We start from the raw sequence: 24,807 nt of genomic DNA on the forward strand, positions 1-24,807 counted from the left end.
CGTACAATAGCGAATTTGAGCATTGAGGCTCATGTACTCGACAGCGACGGGATTTGTCTTGTTCTGATCGAATTACAGCCCGGGCGTTCGAGATCATACGGAAGCTCAAGCAACCTGCGAGGGCCCTTGCGTCACTCCACCCGGCCGATCAACTCCACCACATAGGGGCCCAGCGCATCAACGATCCGGGCAACACCTTCGCCATTGGGATGTATGCCGTCATCCTGCATGAACTCCCCGGCTGCCGCGATATCCTCCCCCTCGGTCATGATCCCTTCGAAAAAGCTTGGCGCGTGTAGCGCACCATAGCTTTCGGCCAGCTCGGGGTAAATCGCGTCAAATTCCGCCTTGTAGTCCGGGCCATAGTTGCCCGGTGCCTGCATGCCCACCAAGAGCACCTCGATCCCCTGCGCCTCGGCCACTTTCATGATCCCGTCGAGATTGGCGCGCGCCACCTCGGGCGCAATACCGCGCAGCACGTCATTGCCGCCCAGCGCCACGATCATGGCGTCGATCTCGGGCGTGAGGCTCCATTCCACGCGCGACAGCCCTCCGGCGGTCGTGTCGCCGGACACGCCACCATTGACCACACGCACCTCGTGCCCGCGCTCTTCCAGCCATTCCCGCAGCTGCGGGACAAAGCCTTCATGGTCCATCAGCCCGTAGCCTTGGGTCAGACTGTCGCCCAGCGCCAGAATATCGACTTGCTCTGCCTGTGCGGCACCTGTCAGGGTGAAAACCAACGCCAGCGCCTTGCCGAAATGCCCTGCACGCCCATATGTGAAAAACTGCAACATTGCCCGAAAGGCTCCTTATGGCTGATCCTGTCCTCTCTCTCAAAGATGTGCATCTTGCGCTGGATGGCAATGCCGGACGGGTCGAGATCCTGCACGGGATCACGCTGGACGTGGCCAAGGGGCAGTCGATTGGCCTGATCGGGCCGTCCGGATCGGGCAAATCGTCTCTGTTGATGCTGATGGGCGGGCTGGAGCGCGCCACCGGCGGCACCATCACCGCGCTGGGCCAGGACCTGAGCGCCATGGACGAAGATGCGCTGGCCCGGTTCAGACGCGATCACATGGGCGTGGTGTTCCAAAGCTTTCACCTGATCCCGACGATGACCGCGCTTGAAAATGTCGCGACGCCGCTGGAGCTTGCCGGTCATCGCGATGCGTTCGAGCGCGCCGAGGCCGAACTGGAAGCCGTGGGCCTTGGCCATCGCACGGGGCATTACCCGTCGCAGATGTCAGGCGGCGAGCAACAGCGCGTCGCGCTGGCCCGCGCCTCGGCTCCGCGCCCGGCGATCCTTTTGGCGGATGAGCCCACTGGCAATCTGGACGAAACCAATGGCAGTGCGATCATGGACCTGCTTTTCGGGTTGCGCGACCGGCACGGGGCGACGTTGGTTCTGGTCACCCACTCCAATGCGCTCGCCGCGCGCTGCGATCAGGTGATCCGCCTGCGCGATGGCCGCATCGACGCCCCCGCCCGCGCCGCCGCTGAATAACCCGTAGCGTGGGCAATCCTGCTCACCGCCCCTCCCCGATCCGAAGGAACGCCCATGGCCCTGAAAACAGCCGCCCGTTTCGCCCGTCGCGAATTGCGCGGGGGCCTGCGCGGGTTCCGCATTTTTCTCGCCTGTCTTGCGCTTGGCGTCTCCGCCATCGCCGGGGTTGGATCGGTGCGCACCGCCATCCAGGCTGGACTGGAGGCCGAGGGCGCGCGGCTCTTGGGCGGCGATGCAGAGCTACGATTTACTTATCGTTTCGCCGAAGCTGACGAGCGCGCATGGCTGGAAGAGCGCGCGCTCGAAGTATCCGAGATCACCGATTTCCGCTCCATGGCGGTGGTGGACCGGGACGGAACCACGGAACGTGGCCTCACCCAGATCAAATCGGTAGACAATGCCTATCCGCTTCTGGGCGAGGTTCAGATCGAACCGGCCATGCCGCTGGATGAAGCGCTGGCAGGCAATGGCGCGCTCATGGCCCCGGTACTGGCCGACCGGCTGGGGCTAAGCCCGGGCGACACGTTCCGGCTTGGCTCCAAGGACTTCACGCTCAGCGCTGTCCTGACCCATGAACCCGACGATGCCGGCGGTGGCTTTTCTCTTGGGCCGCGCACATTGGTCCGGACCAAGGCGCTTGACGGCTCGGGCCTGTTGCAGCCCGGTACGCTGTTTGAAACCCATTACCGTATCACCCTGCCGCCCGGCACCGATCTGGACGCGCTGGAGGGCGAGGCCGAGAGGCGTTTTACCGATGTGGGCGGGCGCTGGCGTGACGCACGCAATGGTGCGCCCGGCGTGGCGCGTTTCGTGGACCGGCTGGGCAATTTCCTGATCCTCGTGGGGCTTTCAGGTCTTGCCGTGGGCGGCGTTGGCGTCTCAGCGGCCGTGCGGGCCTATCTGGCCTCCAAAACCTCCGTCATCGCCACACTGCGCACATTGGGCGCGGCGCGGCGGGTGATCTTCCTGACCTATTTCCTGCAGATCGGCGTGCTCAGCGTGATCGGCATCACATTGGGTCTGATCCTTGGCGCGGTGGTGCCGCTGCTGGCGGCGCCGCTGATCTCGGCAAGCCTGCCGGTACCGGCGGTCTTTGCCATCCACCCCATCCCCCTGCTTGAGGCCGCGATCTACGGCGCGCTGACGGCGCTGATCTTCACGCTCTGGCCGCTGGCCCGCACCGAAGACATCCGCCCCGCAACCCTGTTCCGCGATGCGCTGGGGGCGGGCCGCCTTTTGCCGCGCTGGCCCTACCTCCTCGCGACACTGGCACTGACGGCCATCCTGCTGGCCACGGCGGCGCTGTTTTCCGGATCGACCTGGCTGACGCTCTGGACCGCTGGCGGGATCGTGACGGCGCTGGCAGCACTGGCTGTCTCGGCCTTGCTCATTCGCTTCATTGCCAAACGCGGCCAACGCGCCGCGCGCCACCGCCCGGCCCTGCGATGGGCGCTTTCAGCCATCTCCGGCCCGGGCGAAGGCGCGGCCTCGGTTGTGCTCTCGCTGGGACTTGGCCTGTCGGTGCTGGCCGCTGTAGGCCAGATCGACGGCAACCTGCGCTCCGCGATCCAGACCGAACTGCCTGATGTGGCACCATCCTATTTCTTCGTCGATATCCAGAAAGACCAGATGCCGGGCTTCATGGAGCGGCTGGACAATGACCCGGCGGTCAGCCGCGTGGACAGCGCGCCGATGCTGCGCGGTGTGATCACCCGAATCAACGGCACCCCCGCCCGCGAGGTGGCAGGCGATCACTGGGTTATTCGCGGCGACCGTGGCATCACCTATGCCGCCGAGATGCCGGACAACACCACAATCACCGCCGGCGAATGGTGGCCCGAGGACTATTCCGGCCCGCCGCTGATCAGCTTTGCGCAGGAAGAGGCGGATGAGATCGGGCTGACGCTCGGCGATGAGATCACCGTGAACATCCTTGGCCGCGATATCACCGCCACCATTTCTTCCCTGCGCGAAGTGGATTTCTCCAGCGCGGGCATCGGCTTTGTCATGACCATGAACGCCGCCGCGCTGCAGGCGGCGCCGCATACCTTCATCTCCACCGTCTATGCCGAAGAAGAGGCCGAAGCCGTGATCCTGCGCGATCTGGCCGCGAAATTCCCCAACATTACCGCCATTCGCGTGCGCGATGCGGTGGACCGGGTGGCCGAGCTTCTTGGCGGGATCGCAAGCGCCACCTCCTGGGGGGCTGCGGCCACGTTGCTCACGGGGTTCCTCGTGCTGATCGGCGCGGCTGCGGCGGGTGTGGGCGCACGCACTTACGAGGCCGCGCTGCTGAAAACACTGGGGGCCGGACGCGCGCGCATCCTGCAAAGCTTTGCCTTGCGCTCCGGGCTTCTGGGGGCGGCCGCCGGACTGGTGGCTCTTGGATTTGGCATCGCAGGAGGCTGGGGGGTGATGACCTTCATCATGGAGGCCGAGTTCGCCGTGCAATGGGCGTCCGCCCTGACCATCGTGACAGGCGGGGTATTGGCCACGCTTTTCGCCGGGCTGGGCTTTGCATGGGGTCCGCTGGCGGCGCGTCCGGCACGGGTCCTGCGCGCGCGCGAGTAACCCCCGGACGGGGAAGCCTGCGCCAATCCTTCCCTTGAACCGCCCTGCCCCGGCTGGCACATCCCTGCCAAGACATTTGGAATCGGAGCCATCTTATGACCGACAATTTGCCCATGCCCATTTCCGCGCCGTTGACACGCGCGCAGAAGACCTCACTCATCAACCTCGTCCGCCGCGCCGCCCGCTCTGAGATCCTGCCCCGCTTCCGCACGCTTGATCCGACGGATATCTCGGAAAAGACCAGCGCGCTGGACCTTGTCACCGATGCCGATGAAATGGCCGAGGCGATGATCACGCGCGGGCTGCAGATGGCCTTTCCCTCTGCTGTAATCGTCGGAGAGGAAGCCGCTTCGCGGCATCCGGATATCCTCGACAAGCTGGCCGAGGCCGAAATGGGCTTTCTCATCGACCCGGTCGATGGAACGTGGAATTTCGCCAACGGGCTGTCGGTCTTTGGCACCATGGTTGCCGTCACCCGGTTCGGCAAACCGGTCTATGGGCTGATCTATGATCCGCTCAATGATGACTATGTCACCGCCGACGAGGCCACGCCGTCCTTCTGGCAAGGCCCGCGCGGACGTCGCCGCAGCCTCGTGACCCGCGAAACCCGGCCCCTGGACCAGATGATCGGCTATATCCACCTCAAGCTGATGGATGCCGAGACCCAGCCCAAGGTCGCCGCCCTCTACCCCGAGATCGGCCAACCCACGGCGCTGCGCTGTTCGGCACATGAATACCGACTGTTGGCACAGGGTCATTGCGATTTCGTGCTATCGCCGAAAATGACGCCCTGGGATCACGCGGCGGGCACGCTGCTCTGCCAACAGGCAGGCGGGCACGTGGCGTTTCTCGATGGGCGCGAATATTCGACGAGTATTCGTGACGGCTATCTGCTCTCGGCCGCCAATGAAGAAACGTGGAACACGGTGGCCACAAAACTCGGTTTCCTGACCGAGACCGAGGCGGACCCCGAGGCGGACACGAAAGAAGACTGATCCCTCAGTCGCGGATTTCGTCCGGGCGCACGCCCCACAGCGCGGATTTGCGCGCCCAGCCCTTGTAGCCGCCCGAGGTCAGACGGCACCATTCCAGATCACAATCTCCAAGCCGGGCAATCACGCCGCTTTCCAGCTTGGCGGTGACCTGCGTGCCCTCCTTGGGGCGGACATGCAGCTCAAGCAATTCCGCCTCGACGATGACCGTACGCGCGCCCGACAACAGCGAATAATGCACCCAGCCCCCGGCCCCTTCGCGGTCCCGGACGCGGCGCCAATGGCCGTATTCCGCCGTGATTTCCAACGGCATGTCGCGGCGTTTGAATACCCAGTCGATGCGATGGCTAAGCGACGGCCCGCGCCGCACATTGCCTTCGCTGGCCTTCATCGACACGAAGCGCGGCAGCGGCAGATTGGTCACCGGACCGCGCGTTTCCGAGGCCTGCGCACTGCCTGCTGAAAGAAGGGCGGAAACCGCCAACGCCGCCATCGCCTGCCTGCGAGACATCATCGCTGTCACCTTTGGTTGCCTGTCTGCTTTTCTTTTTGCCGCGAAGTTCTTGTGCCTCTGCGTGCTGTCATGCACTGTGCCAGCATCTGCCTGTCTGTGAAAGAAGGAGCCGGTGATTATGCCATCAAAACGTCTGAGTGTTGTTGTGACGCGACGCTTGCCCGAGGTGGTCGAAACCCGGATGAAAGAGCTGTTCGACGTGCGCCTGCGCGACGATGACACGCCGATGACACGCGACGAGCTGGCCGCGGCGATGCAGGACAATGATGTTCTGGTTCCCACGGTCACGGACGCAATTGACGCGGGCCTGATCAGCCAGGCGGGCGAGCGGCTCAAGCTGATTGCCAATTACGGGGCCGGGGTCGACCATATCGACGTGGCAACCGCGCGGCAGCGCGGCGTTCTTGTCTCCAACACGCCCGGCGTGGTGACCGATGACACTGCCGATATGACCATGGCACTGATCCTCGCCGTGACGCGGCGCATTCCCGAAGGGCTTGCCAGAATGCAGGCCGGGGACTGGGACGGCTGGGCGCCCACAGCACTTCTCGGCGGGCGCGTCGCCGGACGGCGCCTTGGCATTCTGGGCATGGGTCGCATCGGTCAGGCGGTGGCACGGCGCGCGACCGCATTTGGCATGCAGGTGCATTACCACAACCGACGGCGGCTCCGTGCCGAAACCGAAGAGGCGCTGGAAGCGACCTACTGGGAAAGCCTCGATCAGATGGTGGCACGGATGGACGTGATCAGCGTGAACTGCCCGCACACACCCTCTACCTTCCATCTGATGAACGCGCGGCGGCTGAAGCTTTTGAAACCCAGCGCGGTGATCGTGAACACCTCCCGCGGCGAGGTGATCGACGAAAACGCGCTCACCCGGATGCTGCGCGCGGGCGAGATTGCCGGGGCGGGGCTGGATGTCTATGAACACGGCACCGATATCAACCCGCGCCTGCGCGAGTTGAAAAACGTGGTGCTTCTGCCGCATATGGGATCGGCCACGGTGGAAGGCCGGATTGAGATGGGCGAGAAAGTACTGCTCAATATCAAGACATTTGAAGACGGGCACAGGCCACCGGACCAGGTCGTGCCGTCGATGCTGTAAGCGATGGGGGCGTGACCCGTGCAGTGGTTGAAACGCAGCCTTGTCTTGCTGGTTTCGCTCTGGCTGTTCGCGTGTTCCGCGCCCCAAACGACGGCACCGCGCCCTGACAAGGTCAACGACCTAGCATGGGCGATCCAGAGCCTTGGTCGCAACATCTCTCCGCAAGAGGCCGCGCGCGCCGCACAGGTGGCCTATTCCGAAAGCGCCCGTCTGGCCGTGCTCTACGAGATCGAAGATCACCCGCTGGTCCATAACACCAAGGTCAATCTCGGGATCAAGCCGCGTGGACTGTGCTATCACTGGGCCGATGATCTGGAGAAGCGGTTGAAACAGGAAGGGTTCGAAACGCTGTCCCTGCACCGCGCGGTGGCCAATTTCGACCGGATCCGCCTTGAGCACAGCACGGTGATCATCAGCGCCCGGGGGGACGGCATGTATGAGGGCATCGTGCTGGACCCGTGGCGCAAGGGGGGTGATCTGACCTGGGTGCCCACGCTTGAGGACCCGCGCTATGACTGGATCCCGCGTGAGGAGGTGTTCCGCATCCGGAGGGAGAGGCGCGCGCGGGAGAGCAGGTGATGAGACACAATTTCTTAGGGGAATTGGCGCAAGGGCGCGTCAGTCGGCCTTGCCTTTCAACTTAGCCATGGGTTCGGATATTCTGGCTGCTCGCGCAACACATCGGTTGGCCCAAATTGCGGAGAACGTCAGAAATCACGCCACACGGCCAGCACGCACAACTTCACACTAACTCTTGCTCGGTTTTCTATTTAGGACGTTTCGACAGTAACTCACGCGAGAACGTCGCCAATAGGAAAAAGATCAGCCCTGTGGTGGAGACGTCAACCCAGCTTCCGTTGCTCCAAGCTTGCATAGTCTAGTTGCAATCCATTTGCCCGCGCGAAACGACCTTCAATCGGCATTCTTTGGAAAGACCAAAAGCAAAGCAATTGAGTGCGCCCTGCTCCGCATCAAAATGTTCGTGCCAGCCGTCAAAGTTCACCTGATAGACGTCCCCATCGGCGACAATGGAGACGTCAAAGCTTTCGGGATTTTGGCACGTGACGGAAATGCTATCCTCGTGCACATCGACGGTGAAACCCGTGTACTGTTCTAGTTTTTCAAGGATGTTGTCACGCCAGTTCGCCAATTCAGATCCTCGGTGTTTTGCGGGTTTACTGCCAGGCTAAAGCCACCTTTAGCCTGGAGATATGTCCGGTAACTCACCCCAGCTCTTTATAGCTGATCTCGCGCTTGTCGGCCCCAGGACCTACCTTTTCGCGGCGGATGGCCAGACGGTTGAGCGCCTGAATATACGCTTTGGCAGAGGCCACCACCGTATCGGTATCGGCTGACTGCCCTGTGGCGATCATGCCGTCCTCTTCCAGACGCACGCTGACCGTGGCCTGCGCATCGGTGCCTTCGGTCACGGCGTGGACCTGATAAAGTTGCAGCCGCGCGGCGTTGGGGTGCAACTCGCGCACCGCCTTGAACGTGGCATCCACCGGGCCGTCGCCATGGCAGGTGGCGCTGTGGTCCCTGCCGTCGACTTCCATTTCCAGCGTCGCCTCGGCCGGGCCACCGGTGCCGCAGACCACCTTGAGATTGATCAGCTGCAGCTTTTCCCCGCCATCGGTCGTGGCAGTGACCAGCGCGAGGATGTCATCGTCAAACACCTCTTTCTTGCGGTCGGCCAGTTCCTTGAACCGCACGAAAATATCCTTGAGCTGGTTGTCGCCCACCTCGACGCCCAATTCGCCCAGCTTGGCGCGCAGCGCTGCGCGGCCCGAATGCTTGCCAAGCGGCAGCGAGGTTCCGGCAATGCCCACATCCTCAGGCCGCATAATCTCGAAGGTTTCGGCATTTTTCAGCATCCCGTCCTGATGGATGCCGCTTTCATGGGCGAATGCGTTCTTGCCCACGATGGCCTTGTTGAACTGCACCGGAAAGCCCGACACGGTCGAGACGCGACGCGAGATATGCATGATCTTCTTGGTGTCGATATTGGTGTAGAACGGCATGACATCGCCACGCACCTTGAGCGCCATGACGACCTCTTCCAGCGCGGTGTTGCCCGCGCGTTCGCCCAACCCGTTGATCGTGCATTCGATCTGGCGCGCGCCGCCCAGAACGGCGGCCAGCGAATTGGCCGTCGCCATGCCAAGGTCATTGTGGCAATGAGTGGCAAACACAACCTCATCGGCCCCCGGAACGGTTGCGATCAACCGGCGGATCAGATCGGCGGATTCATTCGGTTCGGTATAACCGACGGTGTCGGGGATGTTGATCGTGCTGGCACCCGCCTTGATCGCGATCTCGATCACCCGGCAGAGATAATCCCACTCGGTGCGCGTGGCGTCCATCGGTGACCATTGCACATTGTCACACAGGTTGCGCGCATGGGTGACCGTTTCATGGATACGGTCGGCCATTTCGTCCTGTGTCAGGTTGGGAATGGCGCGGTGCAGCGGCGAGGTGCCGATGAAGGTGTGGATGCGCGGCCGTTCCGAGTTGCGCACCGCTTCCCAGCAGCGGTCGATATCGGGCAGTTGCGCGCGGGCCAGCCCACAGATCACCGATTGCTTGGAGCGCTCGGCAATCTCGGACACAGCACGGAAATCCCCCTCGGAGGCGATGGGGAAACCGGCCTCGATAATGTCGACGCCCATGTCGTCCAGAAGCTCGGCAATCTCCAGCTTCTCGTTATGGGTCATGGTCGCGCCGGGGCTTTGTTCGCCATCGCGCAATGTGGTGTCGAAAATGACGACTCGGTCCTTGTCGACAGGCGCGGTCGGTTTGGTCTGTTCAGTCATGTCGGGTCTCTTTCAATTTCTCCTGAATGTCCGGGCGCGAACAATCCTCCTCTGAGCGGTCGCGCCGAACGGCACGCTCAGAGGCGGCTTAGGAGAAGCAGGCCAAGCGCAAGCACCGCGCCGGTGGCGCGTGTAGCGGATGCGATATGGCCCAAGGTCATCATGCGCCTGACTATACGCGTGAAATTCTGAATGAAAAGTAGGGATGCCGGGGTTTTTTGACATTGATCTCCGGTTGAAGCGATCGCGGACACCGCTAGGTCCCGGGTGAACAACACGGAGAGACCATGCAACGCGCGCTTATCATTGGGTCATCGGGCGGGATCGGATCGGCTGTGGCCGCCGCTTTGACGGAGCGTGGATTTGAGGTCGTCGGGCTGTCGCGCTCGGGCGGCGGGCTGGACGTGACCGAAGAGACCAGCGTCGCACATCATCTGGGCGCGCTTGAAGGGGCGTTTGACCTGATCCTGGTCGCGACCGGTGCGCTGGAGGTCCGGGGCGCGCAGCCGGAAAAGACCATCCGCGATCTGACCCCCGCCGCCATGGCCGATCAGTTTGCGCTGAACACGATTGGTCCGGCCATGGTTCTGAAACATGCCTGGCCTCTGATTCCGCGTGACCGGCGCGCGGTCGTGGCAGTGCTGTCTGCACGGGTGGGCTCCATCGGCGATAACCGTTTGGGCGGTTGGTATTCCTACAGAACGGCCAAGGCGGCGGTGAACCAGATCGTGCACAGCGCAGCGATAGAACTTGGCCGCACCCACAAGCAGGCGATCTGCGTGGCACTGCATCCGGGAACGGTGCGGACGCCCTTCACGGAAAAATACCTTGGGCGGCACCCTTCGGTCCCGGCGCGGGAGGCGGCACAGAACCTGCTGAGCGTGATCAGCGATCTGACATCTGCCGATTCTGGCGGGTTCTTTGACTGGGCAGGCAAGGAGATCGACTGGTGAGCCGCCTGATCCTTGTGCTGGGGGATCAGCTTTCGCCGGATATCGCCGCCCTGAAAGCAGCCGAGAAATCCCGCGATACCGTGGTCATGGCCGAGGTCGCAGAGGAAGCCAGCTATGTCGGCCACCACCCCAAGAAGATCGCGATGATCTTTGCCGCGATGCGCAAATTCGCCAGAGAACTGCGCAATGACGGCTGGGATGTGCGCTATACGCAGCTGGACGATACGGCAAACGCCGGTTCGATCCCTGGCGAATTGCTGCGCCGCGCGGAGGAGACCGGCGCGGATGAGGTGGTCGCCACCGAGCCGGGCGAATGGCGGTTGATCGAGGCACTGAACGATGCGCCACTGAAGATACGGCAGATCGAGGATGACCGGTTTCTCGCCAGCCATGAGGACTTCAGCCGCTGGGCCAGCGGGCGCAAGACGCTTCGGATGGAGTATTTCTACCGTGAGATGCGGCGCAAGACCGGGCTTTTGATGGACGAGGATCAGCCCGAGGGCGGCAAATGGAATTTCGACCACGAGAACCGCAAACCCGCCCCTGATGACGTGGAGTTCGGCGGACCGATTCAGTTTACGCCCGACGCGGCGGTCGAAGAGGTTCTCGATTTGGTTGAGGCGCGGTTTGATAGCAATTTCGGGGCGTTACGCCCCTTTTCTTTCGCAACCGACCGAACACAGGCGCGCCGTGCATTGAGCCACTTCATCACCGGCGCGCTGCCGAAATTCGGCGACTATCAAGACGCGATGCTCAACGACAATCGCTTTCTCTATCACGCGCTGATCTCGCCCTATCTCAATATCGGGCTACTGGAGCCGCTGGAGGTCTGTCATGCCGCCGAGGATGCCTATCGCGCGGGCGATGCGCCGCTGAACGCGGTCGAAGGCTTCATCCGCCAGATCATCGGCTGGCGCGAATATGTGCGCGGGATCTATTTCCGTGAAGGGCCCGACTATGCCCGCCGCAACGCGCTGAACCATCAACGCAAACTGCCATGGCTCTATTGGGGCGGCGAAACGCGGATGAACTGCATCGCCAAAGCCGTTGAACAGACACGGGAAGAGGCCTATGCGCACCACATTCAACGCCTCATGGTCACCGGCAATTTCGCGCTACTGGCGGGGGTGAACCCCACCGAATTGCACGAATGGTATCTCAGCGTCTATGCCGATGCATTCGAATGGGTCGAGGCACCCAATACGGTGGGCATGAGCCAGTTCGCTGACGGTGGGATCATCGCGTCCAAGCCCTATGTGTCTTCCGGTGCATATCTCAACCGAATGTCCGATTACTGCAAGAATTGCCACTATCAGGTGGGGACAAAAACCGGTGACGGGGCCTGTCCGTTCAACCTGCTTTACTGGCATTTCCTCGACCGGCACCGCGATCGGTTCGAAGGCAATCCCCGAATGGGCAACATGTACCGCACGTGGGACCGGATGGATGAGGACAAGCGCGAAACTGTCTTGCAGGAGGCCGAGGCGTTTCTGACCCGTTTGAGCGATGGGAAAATCGTCTAGAAAAAGGGCGAGATCTCGCGAGCAACGGCTGTGCAGCCCGGGGTCTAGGGCTCCAGAAGTGCAAACACCTCATCTGCAAGCGCGCGCACTTCGTCCTTGGCTGACTTGGTGCTTTTCGCTTCCAACACGCCCAAACCATTACCCAGGGCTTCTGCATAGATCACCCGGTTGGCCAGTGAGGCCTGCAGTTTCGCTGTCTCCAGTTCAGCCACCGATTTCGACACCTGTTCGCCCACGCGGGTGCCTGCCCGGGTGCGGTTCATGACCAGGTAAGTCGGCTTGTCCGCGCGGTCGGCCAGATCCAAAAGATCATGCGTGGCCCAGACATCTGCCTGACTGACAGATACGGGCACCAGCACCAGATCGGAGTCGCGCAAGACCCAGCGCACATCGCTGTCCGCCTTGGGCGGGGTATCGATCAGAATAATATCAGCTTTGTCACTGAAGCCCCGGATGGCGCGCGAAATCCCATATGCCGTGGCCGTTGCGAACTGAAGCCTGTCGTTCACGCCCAAAGCTTCCTCGCGAACATCCAGCCATTTCCCAAGACTGCCCTGGGGGTCGGTGTCCAGCAGCGCGACACTTTTTCCGGCCTGCAGAAACGCAATCGCAAGGTTGGAGACAAGCGTTGTCTTGCCCGCGCCACCTTTTTGCTGTGCCACACAGATGATTTGACTGCTCATTTGGCAGGCCTCCCGGAATACGCGCGTAGCGCAGCATGCTAACGGGGGGATGTAAAGGCGGCATTTCGCGAAAGGGTCGCGTTGCGATGGGGCTCTGCGCAAAATACGTGCAGATTGGCTGAGCGCAGCACCTCGCACTGTACCGCGCCATACCCCTCCCCCCGCTTGAGGGTGAAGGACTTGATTTCATGAGTATTAAGCCGCTGACGCGATTCCGCCCCTGCTATTCGGCAGGGGCTTCTTCGGTTGGCTCTTCGGCATTTGGATCAACCACCGATGTCGGTTCAACCAGCGCGCCGTTTTTCCAGTTCCCAGTGGCCTGCTGACCCTCTGAATAACGCATGGTGCCTTCGCCCTGCCGTTTACCCGCAACGAACGTGCCTTCATACACATCGCCATTGGCATAGGTCGCCACGCCCTGTCCGCTGATCTCGCCGTTTTTCCAGTCGCCGATATATTTGAATCCGTCAGGCATGGAGATCTCGCCCTGCCCATCGCGCTGGCCGTTGCGGAATTCACCGATATAAACCGTGCCGTCGGGATAGGTCGCTGTGCCTTTACCCTGCCGCTGGCCGTTGACCCACTCGCCCTCATAGCGATAGCCATCGGTATAGGTCATTATGCCGAAACCGTGGTTGCGGGCGTTCTTGAACCCGCCCTCATAGACCAGCCCGTTGGGATAGGTGGCGCGGCCTTCGCCTTCGATCACCCCATCGACCCAATCGCCCTCATAGGTCGCGCCATCGGGATAGGTGATATTACCCTTGCCATGGGCCAGATCATCGCGGAACTCGCCCACATAGATCGAGCCATCGGGATAGGTCACTGTGCCCACGCCCTCGATCTTGCCATTGACCCAGTCGCCCTCATAGCGATAGCCGTCCTCGCCGTTGAACACGCCCGTGCCATTGCGCTGGTCGTCGCGGAATTCACCCTCATAAATGTCGCCATTGGCATAAGTCACGCGGCCCTGCCCTTCGCGGCGGCCAGCGACAAGATCGCCCTCATAGACATCGCCATTGGGCTGAGTCAGCGTGCCCTGCCCGTTGATCTGGCCCTCGCTCCAGTTGCCCTCATAGACAAGCCCATCGGTCATCACGAGCTTGCCGGTGCCGTGGCGCAACCCGTCGGCCACCCGGCCCTCATAGACCGAGCCGTCGGGATAGGTGATCGTGGCGCTGCCATCCTTGACGCCATTGACCCAGTCGCCGTCATAGACATAGCCGCCGGGGCTGGTCATCACGCCGCGCCCGTGGTGCAGCGCATTACGGAACGCGCCTTCATAGCGCACGCCATTGGCGTAAATCGCCACGCCCTGTCCGGTGATCTGGCCGTCTTCCCACGACCCCTCATAGGTGCCGCCATCGGTAAAGGTGATCTTGCCAAGTCCGTGCGGCTTGCCCTTGGCGAACTCGCCCTCGTAGATCGAGCCATTGGGAAAGCGTGCCACGCCGTCACCCTTGATCTCGCCTTCGACCCATTCGCCCTGATATTCGTACCCGTTGGGAAGCCGGTAGGTCCCCTCGCCATGCTGGAGCCCGTTTTCGAACGTGCCCTCATAGACGCCGCCATCATCATATTGCTTGGTCAGGACTTCGCTATCCTGTGCCAGAACCGGTGCGGCCAGCGCCATTGCGAGCGCGGGACCAAGGATGCGCATTGTGTGCTTCATTCTGCTGATCGTGCCCCCGGGGTTCTCGTTTGCAGCGAAGGTAATGGAGCATAAGGTCACAGACAATGCCTTTTGATGACAAGCCCATGATCTGACGGGACATGTCATCTTGACGGAGCATAATGAGCGCCGCTTTGCCGCTCTGCCCTTCCCCCTGCCGCATGATCTGCTAAGTCAGGGCGAAAGGCAAAAAGGGCACGGACATGGCCGAGACATTCCGCATCACGCTGGCGCAGCTCAACCCCACGGTCGGTGACATCACCGGCAATGCAGCTTTGGCGCGCAAGGCATGGGAGGCCGGGCGCGACGCGGGTACAGACCTTGTTGCGCTGCCCGAGATGTTCATCACCGGCTACAACACCCAGGACCTTGTGATGAAACCGGCCTTTCACACCGCAGCCATCGAGGCGGTACAGCAGCTTGCCAGGGATTGCGCGGACGGCCCGGCGCTGGCCATCGGCAGCCCCTGGGTCGAGGGGACGGAGCTTTACAACGCCTACCTGATCCTCAAGGGCGGCAAAATCTCGGCCACTCAGATCAAGCATCACCTGCCCAATGAAACCGTGTTTGATGAAGTGCGCATCTTTGATGCCGGACCGCTGGGCGGACCTTATTCGGTGGGCAATACCCGGGTCGGCAGCCCGATCTGCGAAGATGCCTGGTACGAGGACGTGGCCGAGACCCATGCCGAGACCGGGGCGGAATTCCTGCTGGTGCCCAATGGTTCACCCTATTACCGGGGCAAGTTCGATGTGCGGCTGACCCATATGGTGTCGCGGGTGGTCGAGACGGGCCTGCCGCTGATTTACCTGAACCTCGTGGGCGGTCAGGATGATCAGGTTTTTGACGGTGGCACATTCGGCCTGAACGAACATGGCAAGCTGGCGTTCCAGATGCCGGTTTTCGAGGAAGAGATCGCCCACATCACGCTGGAAAATGACGGCGCGGGCTGGGGCATCCAGCCCGGTGAGATTGCCCATCACCCGGATGAATGGGAGCAGGATTACAATTGCATGGTGCTGTCATTGCGCGACTACATGGCCAAGACCGGGTTCAAGAAGGTGCTGCTGGGCCTGTCCGGCGGGATCGATTCCGCGCTTGTGGCGACCATCGCGGTGGATGCGCTGGGCGCGGAGAACGTGCGCTGCGTGATGCTACCGTCTGAATACACCTCGCAAGGGTCCCTGGACGATGCCGAGGCTTTGGCGAAGAACCTTGGTTGCCGCTACGATTTCGCACCCATCGCCGAGGGGCGCGCGGCGATCACCAACACGCTGGCCCCGCTTTTTGAGGGGACCGAACCGGGCCTGACCGAGGAAAACATCCAGTCACGCCTGCGCGGGCTCTTGCTGATGGCGCTGTCGAACAAGTTTGGCGAGATGCTGCTGACCACCGGCAACAAATCCGAGGTGGCCGTGGGCTATGCCACGATCTATGGCGACATGGCGGGCGGCTACAACCCGATCAAGGACCTCTACAAGACGCGCGTGTTTGAGCAATGCCGCTGGCGCAATGCCAATCACCGCGACTGGATGAAAGGGCCGGGCGGCGCGGTGATCCCGGTGGAAATCATCGACAAGCCGCCCAGCGCCGAACTGCGCGAGGATCAGAAAGACAGCGATTCACTGCCCGATTATCCGGAACTGGACGCGATCCTTGATATTCTCGTCGATCAGGACGGTTCGATTGCCGATTGCGTGGCGGCGGGCTTTGACCGCGAGACTGCAAAACGTGTTGAGCACCTGCTCTATATCAGTGAATACAAACGCTTTCAGTCCGCCCCGGGCACGCGCCTGACCAAACGCGCCTTCTGGCTCGACCGGCGCTATCCCATCGTGAACTGCTGGCGCGATCCGACTTGATAAGCCCCACTCGTGCGGGCATGCCCCGGTCTGCCGCGACCGTCACATCCACCACTGGTCGATGGTGGCGATATCTTCGTCGGACCAACCAAAGTGATGCGCCAGCTCATGCACATAGACATGCGCGACCAGATCGGCCAACGCCACATCCCCCCGGTCGCGCCATTCCGCCAGGATCGGCTCGCGAAACAGCCAGATCGTGTCCGGCCCCAACGGCTGATCGAACACGGATTTTTCGATCAGCGGGATGCCCTCGTACAGCCCGGTCAAGTCCAGCGGGTCGTCAATTCCCATCGCCCGCAGCATATCGCGCGGCGGCCAGTCTTCGATCCGCAGCGCCACATGCGACGCAGCCGCGCGATAAGGCGGCGGTAGCGCTGCAATTGCGTCATGTGCCAGCCGGTCGAATGTGGCTGTTAACGTGGCTTGATCTTCCATCCCCTGAATATGGGGACATATGGCGCCGGGAACAGGGGCTTTTTCTGTCGCAAATGACGCCCGGGGTCGGATTTCAACAAGCTCCCGGCGGCCAGCGCGGGCATGGGACAGGTCTCCGATCACCTCTCGGAACACCTGGGGCCATTGCCGTGCTGACATCTCATACCCTTCTTGACGCGTTCAGCCCGGATGAATGCGCGCGGCTTATTGCCATCGCCGGTCAGAGCAAAGCCTCGGATGCGGGACTGGTCGGGCAGCGCCGCGACCATAACCTGCGGCGCGCTGATCTGGTCTGGCTCGACGAGACGCCGGAAAACGATTGGGTCATGGACCGGATCATCGCGCTGGTGCGAGAGGCCAACCGTGCGTTCGGCTTTGACCTCACCGAATTCGCCGAAAGCCCGCAGATCGCCCGCTACGGGGCCGAGGTGCAGGGGCATTTCGACTGGCATGCCGATATCGGCGATGGCCCGGTCGCGCAGCGGCGCAAACTGACCATGGTTGTGCAATTGTCGGATGAACACAGCTATGAGGGCGGCACGCTGGAACTCATGCCCTCGGCTGCCATCCGCAGCGCCCCGCGCACCCTCGGCTCGGCCACGCTGTTTCCTGGGTTCATCCTGCACCGCGTCACCCCGGTCACGCGCGGCGAACGTCATTCGCTGACCACCTGGGCGCATGGCCCGGCCTTTCGCTGATCTGCAATCCGGGCTTGGTCCGTTACGGGGGCTGGCGTTAAACTGCGCGTATGGCCACCAATAAAACCCAGCCGACCCAAACCCGCCCCGAGGATTTCATTGCCTCGGTTGCGCATCCCGTGCGCCGCGCTGACGCCGAAACGCTCGATGCGCTGTTTCGCGAGGTCACCGGGTTTCAGCCGCGCATATGGGGGCCTTCGATCATCGGCTATGGCCAGTACCACTACCGCTATGACAGCAGGCGCACGGGCGATTTCCTCGCCACCGGATTTTCGCCGCGCAAAGCCGGCCTGTCGATCTATATCATGCCCGGTTACGCGGATTTCAGTGATATCCTGTCCCGACTGGGCAAGCACAAGCTGGGAAAATCCTGTCTCTACGTGAACAAGATGGCGGATGTGGACACGGATGTTCTGGCGGAGCTGATCCGCGCCGGGCTCGACGATCTGGCCAAGCGCTGGCCGGTGCAGCCCACCTAGACAATCGCGCCCTCATGTGGGAAAGGGCGATCCGAACAGGAGACCCCCATGACCACCACCCGTTTTGCCCCCTCGCCCACCGGCTATATCCATATCGGCAACCTGCGTACCGCGCTCTTCAACTACCTGATCGCGCGCAAGGCAGGGGGGCAGTTCATCCTGCGCATCGACGACACCGACCCGGAGCGGTCGAAAGAGGAATATGTCGACGCGATCAAACAGGATCTGGACTGGCTGGGCCTGCACTGGGACCGGGTGGAGCGGCAGTCCGAGCGGCTCGATCGCTACGAGGCCGCGGCAGAGAAGCTGCGCGAGATGGGCCGCTTCTACGAGGCGTTCGAGACACCCACCGAGCTGGACCTCAAGCGCAAGAAGCAACTGAACATGGGCAAACCGCCGGTCTATGACCGCGCCGCGCTGAACCTGTCAGAGGACGAGAAAGCGGCGCTGCGGTCCGAGCGCGGCCAGGGCGTCTGGCGGTTCAAGCTGGATCACGAACGCATCGAATGGACCGACGGCATCCTTGGCGACATCTCGATTGATGCGGCCTCGGTCTCGGACCCGGTGCTGATCCGGCAGGACGGGCAGATGCTTTATACGCTGGCCTCGGTGGTGGATGACACGGAAATGGGCGTGACCCATGTGGTGCGTGGCTCGGACCACGTCACCAACACCGCGACACAGATCCAGATCATCAAGGCGCTGGGCGGTACGCCGCCCGTCTTCGCGCACCATTCGCTGCTGACCGGCCCGCAGGGCGAGGCGCTGTCCAAACGTCTGGGCACGCTGGCGCTGCGTGATCTGCGCGAGAGCGGGGTGGAACCGATGGCTGTGCTGAGCCTGATGGCGCGGCTGGGGTCGTCCGATCCGGTCGAATTGCGCACCGAGATGGCGGAATTGATCGACGGGTTCGACCTGAGCCGCTTTGGCTCTGCGCCCACCAAGTTCGATGCCGAAGATCTCTACCCGCTGACCGCGCGTTACCTGCAAACGCTGGATTACACCAGCGTCAAGGACGAGATCGCCGCATTGGGTGTGCCAGACGCGCTGGCCGAACGGTTCTGGACCGTGACACGCGAAAACATCACCACAAAATCCGACCTCAAGGGCTGGTGGGAAATGTTCCGCGACGGCGCAGAGCCGGTGATCGACGCCGAAGACGCGGAGTTCGTGGCCGAGGCCATGGCGCTCCTGCCCGAAGGTCCGTTTGACGGCGACACCTGGGGGACATGGACAGGGGCGGTCAAGCAGGCCACCGGGCGCAAGGGACGCGGGCTTTTCATGCCGCTGCGCAAGGCGCTGACAGGTATGGAACGCGGGCCCGACATGTCCGATGTCATGCCGCTTTTGCAGGTGGTCAAGGCACGCGGCTAAGGACCGGCAGGCCGAATTTTCGTTGAAAATTCGGCCCCTGGGAACTGCGCGCTTGAGCTTTTGATATGCCCATGCTTCGCTGCTCGCCTCACAAAGTGGAGCGGTGCATGTCCGGGACCGAGGCCAAATTCCTGAGCGGATCGCTCTTTGCCCATGTGGCCCGGATGTCGCTTGCCGCGTCCCTGGGGCTCATGGCGGTCTTCGCGGTCGATTTCATCGACATGATCTTCATCTCCATGCTGGGCAAGGCAGAACTGGCCGCGGCCATCGGCTATGCCGGGGCCATCCTGTTTTTTACCGGCTCCTTCGGCATTGGCGTGGCGATTGCCACCGGGGCGCTGGTTGCACGGGCGCTTGGACAGGGTGACCGTGATCTGGCCCGCCGCCGGGCCACAAACGCGCTGGTCATCGGCTTTGGGCTGGGCGTGGTCTTTGCTGCTGTGATCTGGCTAAACATAAGCCCCCTTGTCAGCGCCCTGGGCGCCAGCGGTGAGACACGCGACCTGGCAGTGGGCTTCATGCAGATCATCCTGCCCTCCCTGCCCATCCTGCTGATCGGCATCGTCGGCGGCGCGATCCTGCGCGCCCATGGCGACGCGCGACGCTCGATGATGGTCATGATCATCGGCGGGGCGGTCAATGCGGCGCTGGACCCGGTGCTGATCTTTGGGCTGGAGTTGGATCTGACCGGGGCGGCGCTGGCCTCGATCGCGGCACGGATCACGATTGCCGTACTGGCCCTGCGCGCCATTGCGCGCCACCATGGCGGCTTTGACACCCCGCGACTGGCTTCGCTCAGGGCCGATTTCGGCGCGGTCATGACCATTGCCGGCCCGGCGGTTCTCACGCAACTGGCCACGCCAGTGGGGCAGGCCTACGTTACCCGCGCCATGGCGGAATACGGCGAAGAGGCCGTGGCCGGCATGGCGATTGTCGGACGGCTGATCCCGGTGGCCTTTGGCGTGCTTTTCGCGTTATCCGGCGCAGTCGGTCCGATTATTGGCCAGAACGCAGGCGCAGGCCGGGGCGATCGGGTCAAGGGCGCGCTCAGCGCGGCGTTGATCTTTACCGGTTTGGTGACGGTCCTTGTTGCGGCGGTGCTCTTTGCCCTGCGCGGCCCGCTGGAGGCGCTGTTTCAACTGGAGGGCGCGGCGCGTGATCTGGTGTTCCTGTTTGCCGGTCCGCTGGCGCTTTTGTGGTTCTTTAACGGGGTGATCTTTGTCGGCAACGCGGCGTTCAACAATCTGGGCCGTCCATTCTATTCCACTTGGATCAACTGGGGCCGGCACACGCTCGGCACGATCCCCTTCGTCATGGTCGGGGCAACGCTGCTTGGAGCGCAGGGGGTGTTGATCGGACAGGCCGTGGGTGGCGTGGTTTTTGGCCTTTTGTCGCTGTGGCTGGCGTGGCGCGTGTCCAATACACCGCTGGCGGTGGAGCGGCCCATATTCACCCGGCGCGGTCGCCTGCTGGACATGTTCCTGGGCCGCAGGTAGCGCTCAACCCGCGTTGGGTTGGCAGGCCTCAATCTGCCTGCGGGCTGCGTCCGACATGCTGTCGGAGGGGTGCTCGCACAGGTTACCCAAGGCCGCGTTCAACCGCCCCATCACATCGGGGTCGTCCGCACCGTCCCGAGCAATGGGCACAAGCGCCCGCTCCAGTAGCGTTCCCGCCGTATCCGGCGCGAGAAAGACCCGCGTAAAGCGGGCATCGGCATCGTCCACCCGGTCAAAGCCGTCCGGCACATCCTCCCACAACAGGCGTTCCAGCCGACCGATCACCTCGATCGCGGTGCCCGGATCGTTCACGCCGGGCGACAGCGCGCGCTGCGCCGTTTCCGCCAACAACGTCAGCCCGAAACTCGCATCCTGATCAAAACTGCGCACATCACCGATCTCGAAACAGCGGGCGGCACTGGCACAAAATTCCTCGTCCCGACTGGTGCTTTGGGCCAGCGGTTGACCGCGCAGGACATACTCACCGGGGCTGCGGGTTACATAGACCAGCGCCTCTTCGCGCGCGGCTTTTTCATTCAGGCGCGCCATGTCGATAAACCGGATAAACCCGCTCTTGCGGGCCAGCACCTCTCCCACATCGGCGGGCATGACGCTGTCGTCACTCACACAACCGCCGCCAAGGCAGGGCAAGGAGGCACGCTCCTTTAACACCGCGCGGGTGCGCGCTTCGATCAGCCGCAAAGTGTGATCCATGCTGCCCAGCGACGACAGATGATCAATCCAGCGCAGGATGGCGATCACGATCAGCGCCACGACAACAAGCGTGATCACGAAGACCGCAACGGCCGCCTGGGGCGTGTAGAGCTCGGCATGAAACAGGATAACCGCGATCAGCGAAAACACGAAACCGCCAACAAATGTCGCCAATACGCTCTGTGTGACCGTGTCCTCCAACAACAGCCGGTAGACCCGAGGCGTGGCCGTCGAAGATGCGGTGCGATATGCGCTGACCATGACATTGAGCGAAAACGTGGTGACCGCCAGCATCCCCGAGGCAAGGATCGTGAGCACCGGCAGGATCGCCTCGCGTCCGAAACGATACTGCATCTCTTCGGGCACGATGAATGACAAAAGCGGTGCAACTGCCAACGCCAGAAGCGAGCCCAGCGAAATCAGCGCAACGCGCACCCAGAGTATCCGCGACCAGCGCCGCAGCAGGACGACCCAACGCGAAATCATGCGCTTGGCACCATGATGCGCGCCCCGATATCGGTCAGACAGTCACGAAACATCTCGCTCTGCTCGGCGGTGATACGCTGGTGGCGGGGATAGACCGGCGCGGCGCGATCATCCCGGATCGGCGCATCCCAGCCGTCGGTCGTGGCGATAAAGCCCACGACCCCGTCACGGCCGAACTGATGCAGATAGCCCTGCAGCACGGTTTCCAGATAGGACATGAGGATCGGATGATCGTCAGAGGGCGGGCCGTGGCGTTCGGGTGCGATGGCATAGATCGCAATATCCAGCGGATGCGGAACCTCATGCTCGACCTGATGCGTGGCATTCAATCGCTCATAGGCATGTTCGCGCGCATCCAGCGCCGCCCAGTCCGATCCGGGCACCGACGCGATCAGCCCGTCGATACGGCTGAGCGTGTCGGGCACGGCGGTCAGGAACGACACCTCGCGCAGCGATGTATGCCGCCACGCGCGTCGCCAGCCGCGAGCGCTCGCCGTGCGGGTATTTTCGAAATCATGGGTCGCGGTGTTCACCAGCGAGCCATAGCCAAAGAAAAACGGATCATTCATGCTCCCAATTTGACTGGCTATTGATATATGTCAAATCCCTCTTTGATGCTTTCTGGCATAAGACTGCATCGGCCAATCGGAGGAGTTGCCCCGTGCGCGTGACCAAAAGAACGAATATCGCCATTCGCGTGTTGATGTATTGCGCCGCCAATAATGACCGGCTGGTGACCAAAGCCGAAGTTGCCCAGCGCTGCAACGCGTCCGAAAACCACCTGGCGCAGGTGGTGAACCAGCTTGGCCAGCTTGGCTATCTCAAGACCCACCGTGGCCGCAATGGCGGGCTGGAACTGGGCCGCACGGCGGCCAATATCCGCATTGGCGAAGTGTTCCGCGCGATGGAAGCGCCGGTGCCGCTGGCCGAGTGTTTTGCGGATGTGGACAATACCTGCCCGTTGGTCGATGCTTGTCGGCTGCGCATTGCCCTGGCGGACGCGGCCGAGGTGTTTTATGCCCATCTTGACGAGGTCACGCTGGATGCGCTGGTCTGTGACAATGACGCCTTGATGGATATCCTTGCCCCGGTGGAATGCAACCGCGCCTGAGCAGGCAAATTCAAGTTGCCAGCACGGTGCGCCATCGCATACAGTCTGCCCGACTCAGTGGGAGAACCGGACCAACCGGTGCCGAAGGAGCAACCGCCCCGGAAACTCTCAGGCCACAGGACCGCTGGGACACAGACAACTCTGGAGAGATCCCGGCATCGCCCGGGGCGCCGAAGGGATAACGATCTCAGGCGGAAGGACAGAGGGGGCATCACCAAGCTGGCCCATGGGCCGGCAAAGGGAGATGCCGGGATGATCCATCATGCGGACACACCGGCCCGAAAGGGAGAATTGGGACGTGTCCGAAGACGATGATGGGCTGAAACACACGCCGCTTTATGACCTGCATGTAAGCCTTGGGGCCAAGATGGTGCCCTTTGCGGGCTATGACATGCCGGTGCAATATCCGCTGGGCGTGCTCAAGGAACACCAGCATACCCGCGCCAAGGCCGGGCTGTTCGACGTAAGCCATATGGGCCAGGTGGTGCTGCGCGCCAAGGACCCGGAAGCGGCCAAACGCGCGCTGGAGGCGCTGGTGCCCGTGGATGTGCTGGGTCTGGGCGAAGGGCGGCAGCGCTACGCGTTTTTCACCAATGACCATGGTGGGATCGAGGATGACCTGATGATCGCCAATCGCGGCGATCACCTGTTCGTGGTGGTCAACGCCGCCTGCAAGGCGGCCGATATCGCCCGGATGCGCGCCGCACTTGAGCCAGAGGTGACGGTCAAGGAAATCACCACCCGCGCATTGCTGGCCCTGCAAGGCCCGGCGGCGGAGGCGGTGCTGGCCGAGCATTACCCCAACATTACCAATATGAAATTCATGGATGTGGAAACGCTCCCCCTGGGTGGTGCCGAATGTTGGGTCTCGCGCTCGGGCTATACTGGCGAGGACGGGTTTGAGATCTCGGTGCCCGAGGCGGCGGCGGTCGATCTGGCCAAGGCGTTGCTGGCGCATGAGGATGTGGAACCCATCGGCCTTGGCGCACGCGACAGCCTGCGTCTTGAGGCGGGGCTCTGCCTCTATGGCCATGACATCGACAGCTCCACGACGCCGGTCTCGGCGCAATTGACATGGGCGATGCAAAAGGTCCGCCGCCCCGGTGGCGACCGCGCAGGTGGCTTTCCCGGTGCGGATGAAATCTTCAGCGAACTGGCCGAGAGCTGCGCGCAAAAACGCGTCGGCCTGCGCCCCGACGGGCGCGCGCCGATGCGCGAAGGGGTGGAGATTTTCGCCAGCGAAGAAGGCGGCGAAGCGGTGGGCCGCGTCACCTCGGGCGGGTTCGGCCCCACGGTCGGCGGGCCGGTGGCGATGGGCTATGTCTCGTCGGCCTTGGCCACCGAGGGCACGCAGCTATACGGTGAGGTGCGCGGCAAGAGACTGCTGGTGACGGTGGCGAAACTGCCCTTCGTGCCGCAAGGTTTCAAAAGATAACATGGAGAGTACCAGATGAAATTTACCGAAGAACATGAATGGCTTGACGCAGATGGCGACGTGGTGACCGTGGGCATCACAGAACACGCCGCCGAGCAATTGGGCGATGTGGTATTCGTGGAACTGCCCGAGGTGGGCACATCCGTGAACAAGGATGACGAGGTGGTGGTGATCGAATCCGTCAAGGCGGCCTCCGATATCCTGGCGCCGATCGACGGCGAGATCGTCGAAGTGAACGAGGCCATCGTGGAAGACCCCGGCAAGGTCAATGACGATCCGCAGGGCGCGGCATGGTTCTTCAAGATCAAGGCCGAGGATGCGTCCCAGATGGACGATCTTATGGATGAAGCGGCTTACAAGGACTTCATCGGCTGATTTCGG

24 protein-coding genes and 1 riboswitch are annotated in these 24,807 nt (G+C 62.4%); of the genes, 15 read left to right on the forward strand and 9 right to left on the reverse strand.

The genetic code is table 11. The features are described 5' to 3' along the window. Positions 1 to 131 precede the first annotated feature (131 nt). A complete protein-coding gene (locus PGB28_RS06645) occupies positions 132 to 797 on the reverse strand; it encodes an arylesterase (RefSeq protein WP_271420713.1) in 666 nt (221 codons plus the stop codon). A 17-nt stretch (positions 798 to 814) separates the two neighbouring features. Between PGB28_RS06645 and PGB28_RS06650 the strand changes: the two genes are divergently transcribed. The 3 genes from PGB28_RS06650 (at position 815) to PGB28_RS06660 (ending at position 5,073) form a co-directional block, all read left to right on the forward strand. Beyond that, positions 815 to 1,507 carry an ABC transporter ATP-binding protein gene (locus tag PGB28_RS06650; RefSeq protein ID WP_271420714.1) on the forward strand — a complete coding sequence of 231 codons (693 nt, stop codon included), beginning with the start codon at positions 815 to 817 and terminating at the stop codon, positions 1,505 to 1,507. A gap of 54 nt (positions 1,508 to 1,561) precedes the next feature. After that, on the forward strand, positions 1,562 to 4,078 hold the full coding sequence (locus PGB28_RS06655) for an ABC transporter permease (RefSeq protein WP_271420715.1): 2,517 nt from the start codon (positions 1,562 to 1,564) through the stop codon (positions 4,076 to 4,078). A 95-nt stretch (positions 4,079 to 4,173) separates the two neighbouring features. Beyond that, positions 4,174 to 5,073 carry an inositol monophosphatase family protein gene (locus PGB28_RS06660; RefSeq protein ID WP_271420716.1) on the forward strand — a complete coding sequence of 300 codons (900 nt, stop codon included), beginning with the start codon at positions 4,174 to 4,176 and terminating at the stop codon, positions 5,071 to 5,073. Positions 5,074 to 5,077: 4 nt separating this feature from the next. Here the strand turns inward: PGB28_RS06660 and PGB28_RS06665 are convergent, their stop codons facing one another. Continuing rightward, positions 5,078 to 5,563, reverse strand: coding sequence for an SH3 domain-containing protein (locus PGB28_RS06665; RefSeq protein ID WP_408636225.1), 486 nt, complete (start codon positions 5,561 to 5,563; stop codon positions 5,078 to 5,080). Positions 5,564 to 5,702: 139 nt separating this feature from the next. On the opposite strand from PGB28_RS06665, the gene PGB28_RS06670 reads away from it, so the two are divergent. Together PGB28_RS06670 and PGB28_RS06675 are read left to right on the forward strand one after the other, a co-directional pair. Further along, positions 5,703 to 6,689 carry a 2-hydroxyacid dehydrogenase gene (locus PGB28_RS06670; protein WP_271420717.1) on the forward strand — a complete coding sequence of 329 codons (987 nt, stop codon included), beginning with the start codon at positions 5,703 to 5,705 and terminating at the stop codon, positions 6,687 to 6,689. 18 nt (positions 6,690 to 6,707) lie between these two features. Further along, complete coding sequence (locus tag PGB28_RS06675) at positions 6,708 to 7,268, forward strand: hypothetical protein (RefSeq protein ID WP_333908225.1); 561 nt, start codon at positions 6,708 to 6,710, stop codon at positions 7,266 to 7,268. Between the two features lie 298 nt (positions 7,269 to 7,566). Here PGB28_RS06675 and PGB28_RS06680 read toward each other — a convergent pair whose 3' ends face one another. Both PGB28_RS06680 and PGB28_RS06685 read right to left on the reverse strand, forming a co-directional pair. After that, positions 7,567 to 7,839 carry a hypothetical protein gene (locus PGB28_RS06680; RefSeq protein ID WP_271420718.1) on the reverse strand — a complete coding sequence of 91 codons (273 nt, stop codon included), beginning with the start codon at positions 7,837 to 7,839 and terminating at the stop codon, positions 7,567 to 7,569. 73 nt (positions 7,840 to 7,912) lie between these two features. After that, entirely contained in the window at positions 7,913 to 9,502 is a 1,590-nt protein-coding gene (locus PGB28_RS06685; RefSeq protein ID WP_271420719.1) for a 2-isopropylmalate synthase, read from the reverse strand. A gap of 287 nt (positions 9,503 to 9,789) precedes the next feature. Between PGB28_RS06685 and PGB28_RS06690 the strand changes: the two genes are divergently transcribed. Next, positions 9,790 to 10,455 carry an SDR family NAD(P)-dependent oxidoreductase gene (locus PGB28_RS06690; protein ID WP_271420720.1) on the forward strand — a complete coding sequence of 222 codons (666 nt, stop codon included), beginning with the start codon at positions 9,790 to 9,792 and terminating at the stop codon, positions 10,453 to 10,455. Beyond that, complete coding sequence (locus PGB28_RS06695) at positions 10,452 to 11,978, forward strand: cryptochrome/photolyase family protein (RefSeq protein ID WP_271420721.1); 1,527 nt, start codon at positions 10,452 to 10,454, stop codon at positions 11,976 to 11,978. Before PGB28_RS06690 ends, PGB28_RS06695 begins: the two co-directional genes overlap by 4 nt. A 44-nt stretch (positions 11,979 to 12,022) precedes the next feature. Here the strand turns inward: PGB28_RS06695 and parA are convergent, their stop codons facing one another. Both parA and PGB28_RS06705 read right to left on the reverse strand, forming a co-directional pair. Then, positions 12,023 to 12,661, reverse strand: a complete 639-nt coding sequence (gene parA, locus PGB28_RS06700) for a ParA family partition ATPase (RefSeq protein WP_271420722.1) — start codon at positions 12,659 to 12,661, stop codon at positions 12,023 to 12,025. Between the two features lie 223 nt (positions 12,662 to 12,884). After that, positions 12,885 to 14,333 (reverse strand): MORN repeat-containing protein, encoded by a 1,449-nt coding sequence (locus PGB28_RS06705; protein ID WP_271420723.1) that lies wholly within the window; start codon positions 14,331 to 14,333, stop codon positions 12,885 to 12,887. Between the two features lie 203 nt (positions 14,334 to 14,536). Between PGB28_RS06705 and PGB28_RS06710 the strand changes: the two genes are divergently transcribed. Next, a complete protein-coding gene (locus PGB28_RS06710) occupies positions 14,537 to 16,195 on the forward strand; it encodes an NAD+ synthase (protein WP_271420724.1) in 1,659 nt (552 codons plus the stop codon). A 42-nt stretch (positions 16,196 to 16,237) separates the two neighbouring features. Here PGB28_RS06710 and PGB28_RS06715 read toward each other — a convergent pair whose 3' ends face one another. Further along, positions 16,238 to 16,633 carry a metallopeptidase family protein gene (locus PGB28_RS06715; RefSeq protein ID WP_271420725.1) on the reverse strand — a complete coding sequence of 132 codons (396 nt, stop codon included), beginning with the start codon at positions 16,631 to 16,633 and terminating at the stop codon, positions 16,238 to 16,240. Positions 16,634 to 16,782: 149 nt separating this feature from the next. Here PGB28_RS06715 and PGB28_RS06720 point away from each other — a divergent pair, with 149 nt between their 5' ends. From PGB28_RS06720 to PGB28_RS06735, 4 genes are all read left to right on the forward strand, one after another. After that, positions 16,783 to 17,331 carry a 2OG-Fe(II) oxygenase gene (locus tag PGB28_RS06720; RefSeq protein WP_271420726.1) on the forward strand — a complete coding sequence of 183 codons (549 nt, stop codon included), beginning with the start codon at positions 16,783 to 16,785 and terminating at the stop codon, positions 17,329 to 17,331. Positions 17,332 to 17,381: 50 nt separating this feature from the next. Further along, positions 17,382 to 17,810, forward strand: a complete 429-nt coding sequence (locus tag PGB28_RS06725; protein WP_271420727.1) for a DUF1801 domain-containing protein — start codon at positions 17,382 to 17,384, stop codon at positions 17,808 to 17,810. A gap of 48 nt (positions 17,811 to 17,858) precedes the next feature. Then, positions 17,859 to 19,184 (forward strand): glutamate--tRNA ligase, encoded by a 1,326-nt coding sequence (gene gltX, locus PGB28_RS06730; RefSeq protein ID WP_271420728.1) that lies wholly within the window; start codon positions 17,859 to 17,861, stop codon positions 19,182 to 19,184. 107 nt (positions 19,185 to 19,291) lie between these two features. Continuing rightward, positions 19,292 to 20,680: an MATE family efflux transporter gene (locus PGB28_RS06735; protein ID WP_271420729.1), complete on the forward strand. Its 1,389-nt coding sequence runs from the start codon at positions 19,292 to 19,294 to the stop codon at positions 20,678 to 20,680. Positions 20,681 to 20,683: 3 nt separating this feature from the next. Here PGB28_RS06735 and PGB28_RS06740 read toward each other — a convergent pair whose 3' ends face one another. Together PGB28_RS06740 and PGB28_RS06745 are read right to left on the reverse strand one after the other, a co-directional pair. After that, positions 20,684 to 21,880: a DUF2254 domain-containing protein gene (locus PGB28_RS06740; protein ID WP_271420730.1), complete on the reverse strand. Its 1,197-nt coding sequence runs from the start codon at positions 21,878 to 21,880 to the stop codon at positions 20,684 to 20,686. Next, a complete protein-coding gene (locus PGB28_RS06745; protein WP_271420731.1) occupies positions 21,877 to 22,449 on the reverse strand; it encodes a gamma-glutamylcyclotransferase family protein in 573 nt (190 codons plus the stop codon). The genes PGB28_RS06740 and PGB28_RS06745 overlap by 4 nt, the downstream gene beginning before the upstream one ends. Positions 22,450 to 22,541: 92 nt before the next feature. Between PGB28_RS06745 and PGB28_RS06750 the strand changes: the two genes are divergently transcribed. The 3 genes from PGB28_RS06750 to gcvH all read left to right on the forward strand — a co-directional run bounded on the left by PGB28_RS06750 (position 22,542) and on the right by gcvH (position 24,801). Beyond that, positions 22,542 to 22,991: an RrF2 family transcriptional regulator gene (locus PGB28_RS06750; RefSeq protein WP_271420732.1), complete on the forward strand. Its 450-nt coding sequence runs from the start codon at positions 22,542 to 22,544 to the stop codon at positions 22,989 to 22,991. A gap of 48 nt (positions 22,992 to 23,039) precedes the next feature. Beyond that, a riboswitch (glycine riboswitch) is annotated at positions 23,040 to 23,125 on the forward strand. 164 nt (positions 23,126 to 23,289) lie between these two features. Next, positions 23,290 to 24,426, forward strand: coding sequence for a glycine cleavage system aminomethyltransferase GcvT (gcvT, locus tag PGB28_RS06755; RefSeq protein WP_271420733.1), 1,137 nt, complete (start codon positions 23,290 to 23,292; stop codon positions 24,424 to 24,426). Positions 24,427 to 24,441: 15 nt separating this feature from the next. Continuing rightward, positions 24,442 to 24,801, forward strand: a complete 360-nt coding sequence (gene gcvH / locus PGB28_RS06760; protein ID WP_271420734.1) for a glycine cleavage system protein GcvH — start codon at positions 24,442 to 24,444, stop codon at positions 24,799 to 24,801. Positions 24,802 to 24,807 lie beyond the last annotated feature (6 nt).

Origin of the sequence: Primorskyibacter aestuariivivens, assembly GCF_028023675.1 — a bacterium.
Classification (GTDB): domain Bacteria; phylum Pseudomonadota; class Alphaproteobacteria; order Rhodobacterales; family Rhodobacteraceae; genus Marinovum; species Marinovum aestuariivivens.

Excerpts from the sequence above, each read along its gene's own strand:
- PGB28_RS06645 (WP_271420713.1), bottom strand. The coding sequence starts at position 797 with ATGTTGCAGTTTTTCACATATGGGCGTGCAGGGCATTTCGGCAAGGCG.
- PGB28_RS06650 (WP_271420714.1), top strand. The coding sequence starts at position 815 with ATGGCTGATCCTGTCCTCTCTCTCAAAGATGTGCATCTTGCGCTGGAT.
- PGB28_RS06655 (WP_271420715.1), top strand. The coding sequence starts at position 1,562 with ATGGCCCTGAAAACAGCCGCCCGTTTCGCCCGTCGCGAATTGCGCGGG.
- PGB28_RS06660 (WP_271420716.1), top strand. The coding sequence starts at position 4,174 with ATGACCGACAATTTGCCCATGCCCATTTCCGCGCCGTTGACACGCGCG.
- PGB28_RS06665 (WP_408636225.1), bottom strand. The coding sequence starts at position 5,563 with ATGGCGGCGTTGGCGGTTTCCGCCCTTCTTTCAGCAGGCAGTGCGCAG.
- PGB28_RS06670 (WP_271420717.1), top strand. The coding sequence starts at position 5,703 with ATGCCATCAAAACGTCTGAGTGTTGTTGTGACGCGACGCTTGCCCGAG.
- PGB28_RS06685 (WP_271420719.1), bottom strand. The coding sequence starts at position 9,502 with ATGACTGAACAGACCAAACCGACCGCGCCTGTCGACAAGGACCGAGTC.
- PGB28_RS06690 (WP_271420720.1), top strand. The coding sequence starts at position 9,790 with ATGCAACGCGCGCTTATCATTGGGTCATCGGGCGGGATCGGATCGGCT.
- parA (WP_271420722.1), bottom strand. The coding sequence starts at position 12,661 with ATGAGCAGTCAAATCATCTGTGTGGCACAGCAAAAAGGTGGCGCGGGC.
- PGB28_RS06705 (WP_271420723.1), bottom strand. The coding sequence starts at position 14,333 with ATGAAGCACACAATGCGCATCCTTGGTCCCGCGCTCGCAATGGCGCTG.
- PGB28_RS06710 (WP_271420724.1), top strand. The coding sequence starts at position 14,537 with ATGGCCGAGACATTCCGCATCACGCTGGCGCAGCTCAACCCCACGGTC.
- PGB28_RS06715 (WP_271420725.1), bottom strand. The coding sequence starts at position 16,633 with ATGGAAGATCAAGCCACGTTAACAGCCACATTCGACCGGCTGGCACAT.
- PGB28_RS06725 (WP_271420727.1), top strand. The coding sequence starts at position 17,382 with ATGGCCACCAATAAAACCCAGCCGACCCAAACCCGCCCCGAGGATTTC.
- gltX (WP_271420728.1), top strand. The coding sequence starts at position 17,859 with ATGACCACCACCCGTTTTGCCCCCTCGCCCACCGGCTATATCCATATC.
- PGB28_RS06735 (WP_271420729.1), top strand. The coding sequence starts at position 19,292 with ATGTCCGGGACCGAGGCCAAATTCCTGAGCGGATCGCTCTTTGCCCAT.
- PGB28_RS06740 (WP_271420730.1), bottom strand. The coding sequence starts at position 21,880 with ATGATTTCGCGTTGGGTCGTCCTGCTGCGGCGCTGGTCGCGGATACTC.
- PGB28_RS06745 (WP_271420731.1), bottom strand. The coding sequence starts at position 22,449 with ATGAATGATCCGTTTTTCTTTGGCTATGGCTCGCTGGTGAACACCGCG.
- gcvH (WP_271420734.1), top strand. The coding sequence starts at position 24,442 with ATGAAATTTACCGAAGAACATGAATGGCTTGACGCAGATGGCGACGTG.